This window comes from Pseudomonas rossensis (assembly GCF_039888995.1).
Classification (GTDB): Bacteria; Pseudomonadota; Gammaproteobacteria; order Pseudomonadales; family Pseudomonadaceae; genus Aquipseudomonas; species Aquipseudomonas rossensis.
This window is the reverse complement of record NZ_JBBWCB010000006.1, coordinates 88,839-105,482: the sequence shown is the minus strand read 5'-3', so window position 1 is coordinate 105,482 and position 16,644 is coordinate 88,839. Positions and strand designations below refer to the sequence as shown.

General features: G+C 59.9%; 12 protein-coding genes. 5 read left to right on the top strand and 7 right to left on the bottom strand.

Features of this window, described 5'->3' with window-relative positions:
• Positions 1-8: 8 nt before the first annotated feature.
• From tssI to motA, 3 genes are all read right to left on the bottom strand, one after another.
• The gene (gene tssI / locus WLY71_RS03745; RefSeq protein ID WP_347802561.1) at positions 9-2,102 is read right to left on the bottom strand and encodes a type VI secretion system tip protein TssI/VgrG; all 2,094 of its coding nucleotides are present in this window, start codon (positions 2,100-2,102) and stop codon (positions 9-11) included.
• A 237-nt stretch (positions 2,103-2,339) separates the two neighbouring features.
• On the bottom strand, positions 2,340-3,374 hold the full coding sequence (gene motB, locus WLY71_RS03740; protein WP_347802560.1) for a flagellar motor protein MotB: 1,035 nt from the start codon (positions 3,372-3,374) through the stop codon (positions 2,340-2,342).
• A 3-nt stretch (positions 3,375-3,377) separates the two neighbouring features.
• Complete coding sequence (gene motA / locus WLY71_RS03735) at positions 3,378-4,229, bottom strand: flagellar motor stator protein MotA (RefSeq protein WP_347802559.1); 852 nt, start codon at positions 4,227-4,229, stop codon at positions 3,378-3,380.
• Positions 4,230-4,395: 166 nt separating this feature from the next.
• Here motA and WLY71_RS03730 point away from each other — a divergent pair, with 166 nt between their 5' ends.
• Genes WLY71_RS03730 through asd form a run of 3 tightly spaced genes read left to right on the top strand, consistent with a single transcriptional unit; the run spans position 4,396 to position 7,671 of the window.
• A complete protein-coding gene (locus WLY71_RS03730) occupies positions 4,396-5,934 on the top strand; it encodes an HDOD domain-containing protein (protein ID WP_347802558.1) in 1,539 nt (512 codons plus the stop codon).
• A gap of 42 nt (positions 5,935-5,976) precedes the next feature.
• Positions 5,977-6,792: a rhodanese-like domain-containing protein gene (locus tag WLY71_RS03725; protein WP_347802557.1), complete on the top strand. Its 816-nt coding sequence runs from the start codon at positions 5,977-5,979 to the stop codon at positions 6,790-6,792.
• An 18-nt stretch (positions 6,793-6,810) separates the two neighbouring features.
• On the top strand, positions 6,811-7,671 hold the full coding sequence (asd, locus tag WLY71_RS03720) for an archaetidylserine decarboxylase (protein WP_046045706.1): 861 nt from the start codon (positions 6,811-6,813) through the stop codon (positions 7,669-7,671).
• Between the two features lie 209 nt (positions 7,672-7,880).
• On the opposite strand, the gene WLY71_RS03715 is transcribed toward asd, so the two are convergent.
• Positions 7,881-8,282, bottom strand: a complete 402-nt coding sequence (locus WLY71_RS03715; RefSeq protein WP_042932429.1) for a lectin OAA family protein — start codon at positions 8,280-8,282, stop codon at positions 7,881-7,883.
• Between the two features lie 199 nt (positions 8,283-8,481).
• On the opposite strand from WLY71_RS03715, the gene WLY71_RS03710 reads away from it, so the two are divergent.
• Entirely contained in the window at positions 8,482-10,260 is a 1,779-nt protein-coding gene (locus WLY71_RS03710) for a molecular chaperone (protein WP_347802556.1), read from the top strand.
• Positions 10,261-10,365: 105 nt separating this feature from the next.
• On the opposite strand, the gene serB is transcribed toward WLY71_RS03710, so the two are convergent.
• Positions 10,366-11,580 (bottom strand): phosphoserine phosphatase SerB, encoded by a 1,215-nt coding sequence (serB, locus tag WLY71_RS03705; RefSeq protein ID WP_008153333.1) that lies wholly within the window; start codon positions 11,578-11,580, stop codon positions 10,366-10,368.
• A gap of 135 nt (positions 11,581-11,715) precedes the next feature.
• Between serB and WLY71_RS03700 the strand changes: the two genes are divergently transcribed.
• On the top strand, positions 11,716-13,248 hold the full coding sequence (locus WLY71_RS03700; RefSeq protein WP_347802555.1) for an AhpA/YtjB family protein: 1,533 nt from the start codon (positions 11,716-11,718) through the stop codon (positions 13,246-13,248).
• 232 nt (positions 13,249-13,480) lie between these two features.
• Here the strand turns inward: WLY71_RS03700 and WLY71_RS03695 are convergent, their stop codons facing one another.
• Positions 13,481-14,194, bottom strand: coding sequence for a PqiC family protein (locus tag WLY71_RS03695; protein WP_347802554.1), 714 nt, complete (start codon positions 14,192-14,194; stop codon positions 13,481-13,483).
• 176 nt (positions 14,195-14,370) lie between these two features.
• Entirely contained in the window at positions 14,371-16,638 is a 2,268-nt protein-coding gene (parC, locus tag WLY71_RS03690) for a DNA topoisomerase IV subunit A (protein ID WP_347802553.1), read from the bottom strand.
• Positions 16,639-16,644 lie beyond the last annotated feature (6 nt).

Sequence of the window (16,644 nt, the reverse complement as noted above, 5' to 3'; positions counted from 1 at the left end):
GACCGGGGTCATGCTTCACCCCTCTCTGCTGTCTGGGGTTCCTGGGCGACGTTGCATACCGGGCAAACACCGGAGTCGGCCTCACGAAAGACGATGTTCTGCTTGAGCAGTGCTTCCATGGGGAGGGTGTCGATAACCACTGCCTCGGCAGCTTGGGGAACTACTGACAGTGCCGCCTGCCCGGGCAGGCCCGCGACCGGCGAACCACCCTCGACAATCGCGACGCTGCTGAAAATCCCGCTCGAATTGATAACGATGTGCTGACCACCGGCCTGCAACGTCAAGCTCGTTCCGGCATTAATGACCACGTTGGCAGCGGTGACGTGAGCCTGCGAACCGGCCTGAATCACCAGCGTGCCGCCGGCCGTGGTGCTGCTATTACCGGTGATGGTGATCAGTTCGTTACCGCCGATCACCGTGTTGCGCACGCCTTGGGTGGTGTGCAACTCGTCGCCCTTGATCAGGCTGGCGCTGTGGTTGTCGACCTGTTCGAAACGGTCGTTGCTGATCAGGCTGTGGCTGTCGCGGGTGATCTGTTCGCGGCGGTCGTTGCCAATCTTGGTGTCGCTGTCGTTGAGGATCAGTTGCTCGATATCGCGTTGGGCGCGCAGGTAGATTTGTTCCTGCCCGGCACGGTCTTCAAGCGACAGTTCGTTGTAACCACCGGTGTGCGGGGAGCTGTGGCTACGCAGCACGGTTTTGGTTTTGTTCTCAGGTAAGGAATGCGCTGCGGAGTTGACTTTGTTGACCACACAACCGGTGATCAACGGTTGGTCGGGATCGCCTTCCAGATAGGTCACCACCACTTCCATACCGATACGCGGAATGGTCACCGCACCAAAATTTTCCCCGGCCCAACTGGATGACACCCTTAGCCAGCAACTGCTTTTTTCGCTGTTGAGTTCCGCTCGATCCCACGGCAGTTCGACCTTCACACGACCAAACTCATCGCAATAGATTTCTTCGCCGACCGGGCCGGTGACGCGGGCGGTCTGGCTCACCAGCACGGTTTTTCGAGGACGCAACGGCGGTCGGTAGAGCACGTCCCAGGGAATGGCGCGGAAACTGTTGCGATAGCCTTGGGTGAAGCCATCTTCGGGTTTGACGTCGCTGGTGATGGCCTCTTCCAGTGACTGCGGTTGTTTCCCAGCGTGCGTCACGCTGAGCAACAGCCACAAATCGTTGCAGCCTTTACGCGGGTGTTCAGTCAGTTCAAACAAGTGACCACTGCGCAGACACGGCTGATCGCTGTTGCCCTCGGCTAACTGGTAATCGGCACGGTGGCGCTCCAGCGCCTGGCGCGCGAGTTGTTTGCCGCGCTTTTCGTTCTCGATGAACACCGGGTAGCGATAGTCTTCCAGCTCTGGGCTGAACTCGGCCGTGAAGCGACTCTCCAGCAGCAGACTCGGCCGTTTCAGGTCATAACCCCGGCGCGTGACCGTGCTGGTCCGGGTCCTGAAACGCATGGAAAACTGGCTGACCACCGGGTGCTCCGCCACCATGCCGGAGTCCTGCTGATAAGGGGTTTCGCCCAGTTTGGGGAACCAGGTCTGATCGTCGGTGAACACCAGCACATGACCGTCTGGCGAATGCTGGTGATGCCAGGCGATGCCGTCCTCGGCGCACAAACGTTGGACCAGCTCGAAGTCATTTTCCCCATATTGCGTGCAGTATTCGCGCTCGGGGCTGGTGCTGACATGGAAGGTAAACGCATCGGCCTGAATGCCGTGACCCTTGAACACCTGGGCGATGATTTGCGGCACCGTCAGGTTCTGAAAAATCCGCTGATTGTGGCTGAACTGCAAGTAGTGCAGCGCCGGCACCAGGGTCAGGTGATAACGGGTCAGGCGCTTGCCGGCCTCACCGACGAATACGTCTTCGATCCGGCCATGAAGGCCTTCGCCGTTAAGACCGAACTGGAGAAATGCGGGCTGGCTGAGCAGACTCTCCAGATCGAAATCCGGGTACTCGCTGACCAGTTCAACGTGGATCGCGTACAAGGCGCTGATGGCCTCAACACCGTCAAAGGCGAGGACTTTGAAATCGTTACGAACCGCGGGGATGTGCAGCGCGAAGTGCGCCATATTGGCCGAACCGAACATACGCTTTTCCTTAAGCAGAGAGGAAATGAAGCGCGATGTCCAAACCGTCCATGGTCTGTGCACGCGAAATTGGCGAGCACCCTACCAAGGGGATTATCGGATAGATGTAGGAACGGTCCCCAACCCACGAAGGACGTTTCCCAACGGAAGATCGGCGCTCAATGAACCGCAGGCAATCTCCCACCTCACAAACGACAGAGACAAAAAAGCCGACATCACTGTCGGCTTTTTCATGGGTCACTGCTTCGGCGGCTCACCCGGTTTCGGCGCCGGATTATCAAACAGATTCAAGCGCTCGCGAAGCTCATGTGCCGGCAACGGCTCTTTATCTGCCGGCAACGCGTTCGGGTCGGCTGGTGTGGCGGGCACTTCGCCCGGGCCGCCCTGCCCTTGCGTCGGCGTTGGTTCTGGAGCCGGTTCCGCACCTTGCGAACCTTCGATGGCACGCTGGGCTTTCTTGGTCAGCACCACGATGTCGATACGGCGGTTGACCGGGTTGAACGGGTTCTCGCGATCGAACAGTGCTGACGAGGCATAACCGACAACCCGCGCCACCTGTGCATCCGGATAGCTGCCAGCGATCAGCGCACGACGTGCCGCGTTGGCACGGTTGGCCGAAAGCTCCCAGTTACCAAAGTCACCGGTGCCCGTGTACGGCTTGGCATCGGTGTGGCCGCTGATACTGATCTTGTTCGGCACCGCTTTGATGGTGTCGGCCATGGCCAGCAGGATGTCTTCGAAGTACGGCTTCAGACGGGCACTGCCGGAGTCGAACATCGGCCGGTTTTCGGCGTCCACGATCTGGATGCGCAAACCGTCCGGCGTGATCTCGAACAGGATCTGGTCTTTGAATTTCTTGAGTTGCGGGTTCTCTTCGACCTTGTTTTGCAGTTCTTGCAGCAACAGCTCGAGACGTTCCTTCTCGACCTGCTCGGCCATGCCTTCAACCTGCTCGGCGTCGATGGTCACCTTGTCTGGCTGCGGCTGGGATTTCACCTCGGGGTTGAGGGTGTTCTCCGGCGCCAGGGTCGGCGAGCCGCCCAGGTCGATGATGTACGGCGTGCCGCTTTCGGAAAAGCCGACCGGGTCCTTGAAGTAACCGGCGATGGCGATCTTCTGTTCAGGCGTTGCGGTGGACAGCAGCCACAGCACCAGGAAGAACGCCATCATCGCCGTCGCGAAGTCCGCAAAGGCGATTTTCCAGGCGCCCCCGTGATGCCCGCCGGCGATGCGCTTGACGCGCTTGATGATTATCGGCTGGTTATTTTCCATGACTTAACGACCGCGAACCGCTTGTTCCAGCTCAGCAAAGCTAGGACGGTGCGCCGGGTACAGAACTTTACGACCGAACTCTACCGCCAGCGATGGCGGCATACCGGAAGCCGAAGCGACCAGCGAGGCCTTGATGGCTTCGTAGACGTTCAGTTCTTCCTTGGCATCGTGGCCCAGGGAAGTGGCCAATGGGCCGAAGAAGCCGTATGCCGCGAGAATACCGAAGAAGGTACCGACGAGGGCCGCACCAACGTGCAGGCCGATGGACTTCTGATCGCCCTCACCCAGGGAAGCCATGGTCACCACGATACCGAGTACGGCCGCGACGATACCGAAACCAGGCATGGCGTCGGCAATACCGTTCACCGCGTGCGCAGGGTGTTCCAGGTCTTCCTTGAGGCTGTAGAGTTCCATGTCGAACAGGCCTTCAAGCTCATGGGGAGCCATGTTGCCGGAGGACATGATGCGCAGGTAATCGCAAATGAACGCGGTCATGCGCTCGTCTTTGAGCACGGACGGATACTTGGCGAAGATCGGGCTCGCGGAGGCATCTTCGATGTCGCCTTCGATGGCCATCATGCCTTCGCGGCGGCTCTTGTTGAGGATCTCGTAGATCAGACCCAGCACTTCCAGATAGAACGTGTGGTTGAAACGCGAAGTGAACATGCCCAAGGATTTCTTGAGTACGTGCATGGTCATGTAACTGGGGTTGGCCTGCAGAAATGCGCCGAGGGCCGCGCCACCGATAATCAACACCTCGAAGGGCTGAATCAGGGCGGCAATCTTGCCGTGGGAAAGCACGTATCCGCCGAGCACGCTCGCGAATACGACGATGATGCCGATAATTTTAGCCATAGGTAGGAGAGCACTTACTGAGTCGGGTTCAAGGTCATATTCGGAAGTTAAAAAATCTCTTCTTCTACTTATCGGCAAAACTGCGCCAGACTATAGCCAGTTCAGGCGAAAAGCCAATTTGGCCCGCTCCGGGCATAGGTAATGCAGACGATGATCGCGTCCAACCATGGCTAACGAAACGAACGTTCCAACTCCAAAACCGACCACTCTCGAAGGCTGGGTCAAGCTTCTCGATGGCGTGCGCCTGCCGGTTCCGCAAGTCAGTCATGACCGTGTCTGCAAGGCCATCGCCAACAGTCGCAGCTCCTTGCGCGATATCGCCGAACTGATACAGGACAGCCCGGCGCTGGCCTTGAGCGTGATTCGCGAAGCCAATCGCCACACCCATGGCAGCATGACCGAGCCTGCGGAAAACCTTGAGGTGGCGATCAATCGCCTCGGTTTGAAGCGCACCGAAGAACTGCTCGCCCGCCTGCCCGCCGAACCTCAGTTAGAAATTCCGGTGGCCCTGCGCCAACTGCAGCTGATCAGCCAGCACGCGACCCAACAGGCCAACGGTTTTTTCGCCAGTCGCCTCGCGCGGCTGTGGCAGGACATTCACTGGGGCAGCCTGCTGTTTCTCTCGCCGCTCTGGCCGATGGCATTGACTCATCCGCAGTTGCTCGAAGAGTGGGAGCTGCGGGTCATGCATAAAGGCGAGTCGGCACGCAAAGTTGAAAAGCAATTGTTCGGCGCGCGCCTGCTGGACATCTGCCTGGCGCTCGTGGACATCTGGCGCCTGCCGATCTGGGTGCAGCAGGGTTATCGGCTGCTGCTCAACGAGCAACGTGAGCTGGTGAAAGTGCTGCGCATCGCGCGCGACAGCGATCATCCATTGCGCCAGCAGAACCGCCTCGATGACGATCCGACCCTGCGCCGCTGGCTCAATCAACCGGCCAATACGGTGCTGCTGGCCAACGGTCTGGCGCTGTCGGCGCAACAGGCCTGGGACAGTCCGCACAATGAACGCTGGCAGTACCTGACCAGCCTTTACCTGCAAATGCCAATGGACGAAGTGCACCAGCAGTTGCACCAACAGGCCGCCAACAGCGCCCGCCATCACGCCATGCCAGACCTTTGGCACCCGGCCGTTTCACTGATCTGGCCGTGGGGTATGAACCGCGTGCACGCAGGCTTGCTGCCGGCCCCGGCGCCGACTGCCGAAGACCTGGCGAAATGGCGCAGACAGTGTGCCGAGTTGCTGGTCGAGCCCAGCCGCTTCACCAATGCCATGCACTTGACCACGTCTGCCCGGGACGCTTTGGTCGCGTGCGGCATGCGTCGGGTGATGATCCTGATGGCCGACCGCACTCATGACAATCTGCGGGTGCACCAGACGGCCGGGCTGCCAAAAGAAGTGGCCGGTCTGAACTTCGTCGTCAGCCAGAGCACCGTGCTGCAACGCCTGCTCTCGCAACAGGCCCAGGTGCGCCTGACACCGGCCAACAACGCACAATTTTCCGCTCTGTTGCCGGCCAGCCTGCGCTCACAGTTCGGCGGCGAACACTTACTGTTGCGCTCACTGGTCAATAATGGTCGGGTGATCATGATTGTGGTGGCGGATCAGGGCGGCGGGCCGTTTTCGGAAATCACCGTGCAAGCCTTCGGCAAAACCGCGCAGTGCATCGAGAAAGCCCTGCACAGCTTTAGTCACCGCGGCCAATGACGCTGCTATACAATCCTCCCTTTTGTGCTCTGGAGACCTCACATGTCTGACTTCTCTGGCTTGCCGCTGGTGATCGAGCCGAGCGACTTGCTCCCTCGTCTCGACGCCCGCGAACTGATTCTGGTGGACCTGACCAGCAGCGCCCGCTATGCCGAAGGGCATATCCCCGGTGCGCGCTTTGTCGATCCGAAACGCACGCAACTCGGTCAGGCGCCTGCGCCGGGACTGATGCCGCCGCAAGCGGCACTCGAAGCGTTGTTCGGTGAGCTGGGACACAACCCTGATGCGGTCTACGTCGTCTATGACGACGAAGGCGGTGGTTGGGCCGGGCGCTTTATCTGGCTGCTGGATGTCATCGGCCACAGCAAGTACCACTATATCGACGGCGGCCTGAAGGCCTGGCTGGCAGAAGGCTTGCCCATGTCGATCCAGATCCCGGCTCCGGTCGGCGGCCCGGTTGCGTTGATCCTGCACGACGAACCTACTGCCACCCGCGAGTACCTGCAAAGCCGTCTCGGTGCCGCCGACCTGGCGATCTGGGACGCACGCGGGCCGCTGGAGTACTCCGGCGAGAAAGTCCTGGCGGCCAAGGCCGGGCACATTCCCGGCGCGGTCAATTTCGAATGGACCGCGGCCATGGATCAGGCGCGCAACCTGCGCATCCGCACCGACATGCCGCAGATCCTGGAAAAACTCGGGATCAGCAAAGACAAAGAAGTGATTACCCACTGCCAGACTCACCACCGTTCTGGCTTCACCTATCTGGTGGCCAAATCCCTCGGTTATCCGCGGGTCAAAGGCTACGCCGGTTCCTGGGGCGAATGGGGCAACCATCCCGACACCCCCGTAGAGATTTAAGGTTTTTAAGGACAGTTAATGAATAAGCGTTTGTTTATCCTCAGCCAATACCTGCTGCCCCATCACCTGCTGTCGCGACTGGCCGGCTGCATTGCCGAATGCCGCGTGCGCTGGTTCAAGAACGCCTTCACCGCCTGGTTCGCCAAGCGTTATCAGGTGGATATGTCGCAGGCGCTGGTCGAAGACCTGACTGCCTACGAGCACTTCAATGCGTTCTTCACTCGCGCCTTGAAGGACGGCGCTCGCCCGCTGGACGAGACGCCAGGCGCGATCCTCAGCCCGGCCGACGGCGCGGTCAGCCAACTTGGCCCGATCGAACACGGTCGCGTGTTCCAGGCCAAGGGCCACAGCTTCAGCGTGCTGGAATTGCTGGGCGGCGACGCGGCCAACGCAGCGCCGTTCATGGGCGGTGACTTCGCAACGATTTACCTGTCGCCGAAGGACTACCACCGCGTGCACATGCCGCTGGCCGGCACCCTGCGCGAGATGGTCTACATCCCGGGCCGGATCTTCTCGGTCAACCAGACCACCGCCGAAAACGTTCCGGAATTGTTCGCCCGCAATGAGCGTGTGGCGTGCATTTTCGACACCGAGCGCGGGCCGATGGCCGTGGTGTTGGTGGGCGCGATGATCGTTGCGTCGATCGAAACCGTCTGGGCCGGGTTGGTCACGCCGCCAAAACGCGAGCTGAAAACCTTCCGCTACGACGAAGCTGCCCGTGCGCCGATCCATTTGGAGAAAGGTGCAGAACTGGGTCGCTTCAAACTGGGTTCGACCGCTGTCGTGCTGTTCGGGCCTGATCAAGTGAAGTGGGCTGAAGAACTGGCGGCCGGTTCACCGGTGCAGATGGGCCAGGGCATGGGCCTGGCAAAAGCCTGATCACTTCAGCTAAGGCACAGAACCTGTGGGAGCGAGCTTGCTCGCGATAGCGGACTGGCAGGCAACATAGGAGTTGAATGTAAGACCGCTATCGCGAGCAAGCTCGCTCCCACATTGGGTTGCGGTATCCAAATTCTTTTGACTGGCATTAACCACTGATCCGCCCTTTCGAACGTCTTCGAAGGGGCGGATGCTACTCGGTGGTGCCGTTACTCTATCTGTCCACGGAAGCCGATCGGCCCTTCGTTGGCGTAGGTATTGGTGCCACTGAGGTTTTTCCCTCCATCACTGGAGGTCACGCTCAACGCCACAACGTTCTGATTATCACGGCCGCCGATGACCCATTTGCCACCCGGATGCCAGGGGGCATCGTTGCCGCCCCACTGATTTTCAACGTTGTACTGGTTCTGGCCCGTGCGCTGAGCCTTGAAGCCAATGGGACCTTCACCCGCATACGTCATGGTGCCGGTGAAACTCTTCCCGCCATCGCCCGACTTGATCTCGATCGCGACAACGTTCTGGTTGTCCCGCGCGCCTAGCGTCCAGTCTCCGCCCGGATGCCAGGGTGCCGAACTACCGCCCCATTGATTTGCTACTACATATCTAGACATAAACTTCATCTCCTTGAAGTTACAAAGAGACCTGCCCTGCGTAGGCAGCAGGCCATACGACTTTGCGTATCCAGTCGCACGACTGTCAGATTAGTAGTACGTCCGGATGGCATTCGACTGACAGACAAACGGTAAAAATCCATAGCTGCTACAGTCAGGTTATTCACCGCCCATTTACCGGTTGGAGTTTTTCCACGGCATGGATGAGACCAGTCCCCACCTGTTGCTACGCGCCCCGATCCCGACGCAGTTGCGCCTGTCGTTCTGTGAGGCCACCCCGCGTGATCTCAAGCGCTGGATCGCCAACCTGCCCAAAGCCAATATCGGCGAAACCGCTCGCCAGCTGTATCAAGGCTTGAGCGAACTCAATCAGTTGCTCACGCCCAGCGACAATCGCCTGCAATTGCTCGAACTGCTGCGGCCCGAGGTGTATTACGTCTGCAAACACCTTGAGCAGCATTTCCTGCATCAGTCGATTGTCCTCGACGAGCGTTCCCGCAAGATCGCCAACCTCTGCCAGGCGCTGCAAAGTCACTTGGCCATTGGTTATAAACAGATCGTCGTGCGCATCACTCCGAAGTTCAACAAGGACCGTGCGCCGCTGCTGACCCAGGCGCTGCAACGGGCGATCCACTGCCTGAACGGGCCGCTGATTCGCGCTACCAAACTCTATTGCCCGGTGCCGGAAGGTCTGTGGCTGGAGCTGCATCAGCTCTACCGGATCGCCTGCGCGCACCGACTCCAGCACACGAGCCTGCGCGATGAACTGGCCAGCCAGACGCAAAACCTGAGCATTGAACAGACATACGTGGTCGCGTTGCTGCTGGGCGCCTCACGCTGCAACCAACTGCGCCAGCACCAGATTGCCCGGGTGGCCGAGGTGCTGGAGCCCTGGAGCCAATGGATCAAGCTGCAACCCGGCAACCCGGCAACCGGACTGTTCGCCGTCGTGCCAGACCTCGACACCGGACCGCGTTACCGCACCAAGTTCCGGGCCGAGCAGCAAGAGAGCTTATTGGGGATTGATCCGCAGCCGTTGGTCGCGGCGATTGAAGCTCATTTGCAAAAAAATGACAGTTCATCGCCACTGCCCGTGCCAGCAGGGTTAAGCCTGGATACGTTGCAACACCTTCATGCCGCCTGGGGCCAGGCTGCCGAGCGCAGTTTCCAGCGCACCGTCGGCCAAGGCACGCTGACCCTGTGCATAGGCATGAGCGCGCTGCACTTTTATCTGGGTGGGCAACGCTCATTCAGCGACATCCTGAAAAACCACGGCGCCCGGCCTGCACAGTTTTCGGTAACGTCAGTGACCGGCCGGGAAAAGGACCAATGGCACCAGGCTTTCGACGCCGCTCCCCAAGGCAATGCAGACGCTCTATTGCCCTACGAAGAGATCGAATACCCGCAGCTTCAGAATGACGACAGCCACGAAGCATCCGACCGCAATCAGCACTTCCCGACTCATGTCCTGTCAGTGGTCAATCACAGCCCCGGCGGTTACTGCCTGGCTTGGCCCGCCGCTGTGCCGGCCGAGTTACAGGCGGGTGAGATGGTCGGTATCGAGGACTCTGCCGGGCAGGGTTGGAGCATCGCGGTGGTGCGCTGGATCCGCCAAGTGCGCGGCGGTGGCACGCAGATGGGCATCGAGCAGGTTGCACCCTTCGCCGAGCCTTGCGGCCTGCAACTGGTGCGCACCCGTGATGACCACAGCCAATACCTTCGCGGTCTGTTGCTGCCGCAAATCAGCGCCATCGACCTGCCGGCCACTCTGCTCGCACCGCGCCTGCCCTTTCAGGAGGGCAACAAGGTCATGATCAATACCCACGGCGAGGAACGCCGGGTCGGGCTGGAGCGGCAGGTGGCGAGCACCAACAGCTTTAATCAGTTCGCCTACCGTCCACTGGAGGCCGCCAGAAACGACAACGCCGCGGTGAGCGGCGCTGAGGAGGATTTTGATTCGTTGTGGAAAACACTTTAATCGGGGGGCCACAAAAGCAAAAGATCGCAGCCTGCGGCAGCTCCTACAGGGGAACGCATTATTCCTTTGTAGGAGCTGCCGAAGGCTGCGATCTTTTGATCTTTCTTAGAGCTGTCCGTCGCGATCCCGGAAGCCCAGCAGATACAGCACGCCATCCAGCCCAAGGGTGGAAATCGCCTGCTTCGCCGACTGCTTGACCAGCGGTTTGGCACGGAACGCCACGCCCAACCCGGCGATCGCCAGCATTGGCAAATCGTTGGCGCCGTCGCCGACCGCAATGGTCTGCTCCAGACGCAAACCTTCCTTGTGCGCCAGTTCCTTCAGCAGATCCGCCTTGCGCTGCGCATCAACAATCGGCTCGACCGCCACGCCAGTCACTTTGCCGTCCACTACTTCCAGTTCGTTGGCGAACACGTAGTCGATGCCCAGCTTGGCCTGCAATTGCTTGGCGAAGTAGGTAAAGCCGCCCGACAGGATGGCGGTCTTGTAGCCCAGACGCTTGAGTTCGGCGAACAGGGTTTCGGCACCTTCGGTCAGGCGCAGGGAGGCGCCGATGGAATCCAGCACGCTGACGTCCAGCCCTTTCAACAAGGCCAGGCGCTCCTTGAAGCTGGCGCGGAAGTCCAATTCACCGGCCATCGCCCGTTCAGTGATCGCAGACACCTGATCGCCCACGCCGGCAGCCTTGGCCAGTTCGTCGATGACTTCGGCTTCGATCAGCGTCGAGTCCATGTCGAACACCGCCAGACGGCGGTTACGACGGAACAGCGAATCTTCCTGGAAGGCGATGTCGACGTTCAGTTCCTGCGCGACGCTGAGGAATTCGGCCCGCAGCGCTTGCGGATCAGCCGCTTCACCACGAACGGAAAACTCGATGCAGCCCTTGCCTTGATCGGCCGGGGTGTCCAGCGGCATGCGCCCGGACAGACGATCGATGTGGTCGATGTTCAGGCCATATTTGGCGGTGATCGAACTCACGGCCTGCAATTGCCCGGCGGTCACTTTGCGAGTCAGCAGGGTCACGATGTGGCGTTTCTTGCCCTGATTGCCGACCCACTGCTGGTAATCCTCTTCGGACACCGGCGTGAAACGCACCTGCTGGTCAAGCTTGTAAGCCGTGAACAGGATGTCCTTGAGCACCGACTTGCCTTGCTCGGTGTCAGGAATTTCAACCAGGATGCCGAACGACAAGGTGTCGTGGATCACCGCCTGACCAATGTCGAGAATGTTCACACCACCCTGGGCCAGAACGCCGGTAATGGCCGCAGTCAGACCCGGACGGTCGACTCCCGTGATGTTTATCAGGACGATTTCGCGCAAGGCGCACCCCCGCAGGTGGAAAAAAACCGCATTCTACCCACTTTCAGTGACCATCGGGCACCGTGAGCGCTTTGACGGTCTAGGGCCTGTCGCTATACTGCGCGTCAACTTCACGGACAAAAGAGCCGAGCTCAAGTGAACCGGCCCACGCCAGTAAAAACCGATAACTTCTTTCTGCTGATCTTCCGTGCACTGCGCCACCGCCGTGTACCGATTGCATTGCGCATCGCCAGCCATAACGTGATCCTGGTCGCTCTGGCCCTGGTGATCTATGCCTGTGTGATGGGTTTGCAGTTCAAGCAGGCCATGCACGAGCAGGCGGATGCCCTGGGCGAAAGCCTGACCACCCAGACTGCCACGTCCGCCACGGAGCTGTTGGTGTCCAACGACATCCTCAGCCTCAACGTGCTGCTCAACAACCTGACCAAAAACAAGCTGGTGGCTCACGCTGCCATCTACAGCGTGGATAACCGCATCCTCGCCGAAGCCGGTCAGCGCCCCAAGCATAGCCTGCTGGGCGAAGCCGAAGGCATGTACCAGAGCAAGATCACTTTCCAGGATGTGACCGCCGGGCAACTGCGCATCAGCCTGGACATGGATCAATTCCAGCAGCCGATGACCATCAGCCTGCAAAGCATGGGCATTTTGAGCGCGATTCTGCTGGCGCTGTCCCTGGCCTTGAGCCTGCGACTGGGTCGGCACATCTCCACGCCGTTGCTGCAATTGCGGGTGTGGCTGCGCCATATCGACGAATACACCCCGGCCACCGAGCGTCAGGATGAGATCGGCGATCTGGCTCGCCAGCTGCACGCCGACTTCGCGCCAGAGCCCGCCGAGCCGGAACCCGCTCCCGAGCCTGAATACGACGAAAGCGACTACGAAGACGCGGACGATAACGAGCCAACCTTCGCAGTGCGCAATTTGCGTGACCCGAGTTTCGATGAAACCAAGCCTGTGGCCGGCCTCAAACCTGCGCCACGGCGCATTGTCAGCACCGTTGAAGACGATGATGACGACGATGCATTTGCCGACCTGCGTGATGAGTCAGCTTCGACCGCGCCGAAACCGGTAGCCAAACCGCAAATATCGAACGTGCCGCAGCACAGCGCGGTGCTGGCCGTGCAACTGGGCGCTCAGGATCAGCTGCGTCGTCTGCCCCGCACACGACTGGAAGAACTGCTCAAACGCTATCGCGACTGCCTCGATCAGGCCGCCTCGCTCTACCAGAGCGAACTGCACACCCTGAACGATGGCAGCACGCTGATGCTGTTCCACACCGAAGACAGCGGTGACGACTACCTGACCAACGCTATCTGTTGCGGTGAGTTGTTGCGGGCTCTGGGCCATCAATTGCAGATCGAAGTCGCCGACAGCGGCATCACCCTGCAATTGCAACTGGGCCTGACCCTGGGTGACGAGCTGTTCGGTCTGAGCCAGATAGATCTGCTGCTGACCGAAACCGCTCAGGATGCGCTGGCCCTGTCGCAACACAGCCGCAACCTGTTGCTGGTGGAGCGCAAGATCGGCGACGACGCGTTGATCCGCCAGCGTGCGCGTATCCGACCGATCGCAAGCCCTGAGGGCGCGTGCTGCGTGGAGCGGTTGATGGAGCCTTATCCGTCGATGCTCGAGCGGCAACTGGCGCGGATGCATGAGCGCCGGGCGTAAATAGCCCTGTTGTGAAGAAGCCCGCAGACAAGTGATTGTCTGCGGGCTTTTTGTTGCCTGCTCTGGCCTCATCGCGAGCAAGCTCGCTCCCACAGGGGATTTTTGAACGACGCAGATCCAATGTGGGAGCGAGCTTGCTCGCGATGAGGCCAGGACAGACAGCAGAGATCTCTAAACTGCAGAAACAACAAAGCCCGCACTAGGCGGGCTTTGTTCCTGGATCAATCCAGCCTCAGAACCTGAACACTTCCATATCGGTCCGGATCGGCGACGCCATCGGAATCTTCGGTTGTTTTTCCTGCTCTGCCGCAGGCGCCACAGGCTTGGACGCTGGCTTTTTCGGGGCTTCGGCAATCGGTGGCTGATTAGCCAGCGGCTTGAGCGCCGTCGACAGTTGCTCGGCCAGACGCTGCAGCAATACACCCTGAGCCTGAACCTGAGCCGCCGTGCCACCGGCATGCTGTTCCTGCAGGTGAATGATGCGGTTATCACGAACCTGGCCACGACGGTCGATCAGACGCCATTGCGCATCAAGGATCGCCGGTTGCGCCTCACCCGAGTCCAGGCGAGTAATCGTCAGAAGAACCTGCACATCCGGCCTGAAGCCCACTGTCGCTGGCGCCAGCACTACGCGCTGGCTGTCCAGATGACCGGCGACCTGACGCAGCAGCAGCTGATCGATATCCGACGACAGGCTACCCGCCCAACGACCATCAGCCGAAGCTTGCAGGCTGCCATCCGGCTGTCGCTGCAACAATGTTTCGCGTTGCAGGTAATCAGCGACCGTTACCGGACCCAGCAACACAGCCATGCCCGCGCTTTGCGCAGGCTGAGCCGGACTTCCGCTGTCCAGCTGATACAGCGACACCGGTTGGTGAACGCTGCAACCCGCCAGGCCAAGAACGCCAGCGAGCATCAAAATAAAAGGAAGGCGCAGAGCAGTCATCGTCCCATCCAGGTGGTTGCCACAAGGCTAACCACAGTGAAAATACTCAATAAATATGAAGAACGCTCGGCCACGCCGGCGCTTGAAAGGCCATATCATCCGTGAATATGCGTTCCGACTCCAGCGGCAAAGCGTCGATCTACGCGTTAAATCGTAGATCGAGCGCTCTAAGACGCTTAATTGAGGTTTTCGACGAGCAGCGCATCTACCCTCTGAAAGCCACGTGGCAATTTGTTACCACGACGTCCACGCTCACCTTTGTAGTGTTCGAGGTCGTCTGCTTTCAGTGACAATGTACGTTTTCCGGCCTGCAGCACCAACGTGGCGCCATCCGGCAATACGGCGATGTCCGTGACATATTCTTCGCGACTGGCGACACGCTCACCGGAGATCCCGATGATCTTGTTGCCTTTGCCCTTACCTAATTGTGGCAGATCGCTGATCTTGAAGATCAGCAGGCGACCTTCGGTCGTCACCGAGGCCAACCAGTTTTGCTCACGATCAGCCACTGGACGCGGCAGAATCACCTTGGCGTTGTTCGGCAGGCTCAACAGCGCCTTGCCCGCCTTGTTCTTGGCTTGCAGGTCTTCACCTTTTACCACGAAACCGTAACCGGCGTCGGAGGCGATCACGTACAGCGAGTCGTCTTCCGGCATCAGCACGCATTCGAAGCTCGCCCCTGGCGGCGGCGTCAGACGGCCGGTCAGCGGTTCGCCCTGGCCACGGGCCGATGGCAGCGTGTGCGCAGCCACAGAATAGCTGCGACCGGTGGAATCGATAAACACCGCAAACTGGTTGGAGCGGCCGGGCGCCAAGGCCTTGAAACCATCACCGGCCTTGTAGGAAAGCCCGGTGGCATCGATTTCGTGCCCCTTGGCGGAACGAACCCAGCCTTTTTCCGACAGGACGACGGTCACTTTCTCGTTTGGCAGCAGATCGTGCTCGGTCAAGGCCTTGGCTTCGGTGCGCTCGACGATTGGCGAGCGACGGTCGTCGCCGTAGGTTTCGGCGTCCTTGATCAGTTCGGTGCGGACCAGTTTTTTCAGCTTGGTTTCGCTGCCCAGCAGGGCTTGCAGCTTGGCCTGCTCCTTGAGCAGTTCATCCTGCTCGGCACGCAACTTCATTTCTTCCAATCGCGCCAACTGACGCAAACGGGTATCGAGGATGTAATCGGCCTGGATTTCGCTCAAGGCGAAACGCGCGATCAGTGCGGCTTTGGGGTGCTCCTCGGTGCGGATGATGTGAATCACTTCATCCAGGTTGAGGTAAGCGATCAACAAACCGTCCAACAGGTGCAGGCGACGCTCGACCTTGTCCAGGCGGAATTGCAGGCGACGACGCACGGTGTTGACGCGGAACTCCAGCCATTCCACCAGCAATGCCCGCAGGTTTTTCAACTGCGGCTTGCCGTCCAGACCGATGATGTTGATGTTGACCCGGTAGCTCGACTCCAGCTCGGTGCTGGCGAACAGGTGGGTCATCAATGCATCGTGGTCAAAGTTTTTGCGTGCGCCCGGAATAATGACGATCCGGCACGGGTTTTCGTGGTCGGATTCGTCTCGCAGGTCAGCGATCTGTGGGGCTTTCGACGGCTTGGCCTGCATCATGGCGGCGATCTGTTCCAGCACCTTCGCGCCGGATACCTGATGCGGCAGCGCGGTGACAATGATGTCGCCGTCTTCGATGTGGTAGACGGCGCGCATGCGCACCGAGCCCTTGCCGGTTTCGTACATTTTCAGCAGGTCGGCGCGGGGCGTGATGATTTCTGCTTCGGTCGGGTAATCCGGGCCCTGGATGTGCTCACAGAGCTGCTCTACCGTGGCTTTCGGCTCATCGAGCAAACGCACGCACGCCGTAGCGACTTCGCGCAGGTTGTGCGGCGGTACGTCGGTGGCCATGCCCACGGCGATGCCGGTGGTGCCGTTGAGCAGGATGTTCGGCAAACGCGCCGGCAACACCAGCGGCTCGTCGAGGGTGCCGTCGAAGTTCGGGCCCCAGTCCGCGGTGCCCTGGCCCAGTTCGCTGAGCAGCACTTCGGAATAACGCGACAGCCGCGCTTCGGTGTAACGCATGGCCGCGAAGGACTTGGGATCATCCGGCGCACCCCAGTTACCCTGGCCGTCGACCAGCGTGTAGCGGTAGCTGAACGGCTGGGCCATCAGGACCATGGCTTCGTAGCAGGCCGAGTCGCCGTGCGGGTGGAACTTGCCGAGCACGTCACCGACGGTACGCGCCGACTTCTTGTGCTTGGAATCGGCGTCCAGCCCCAACTCGCTCATCGCATAGATAATGCGCCGCTGTACCGGTTTCAGGCCGTCGCCGATATGCGGCAAGGCACGGTCCATGATCACGTACATGGAGTAGTTGAGGTAGGCATTTTCGGTGAAGTCAGCCAGTGACCGGCGTTCTACACCGTCCAGGCTGAGATCAAGGGAGTCGCTCATGCGGGC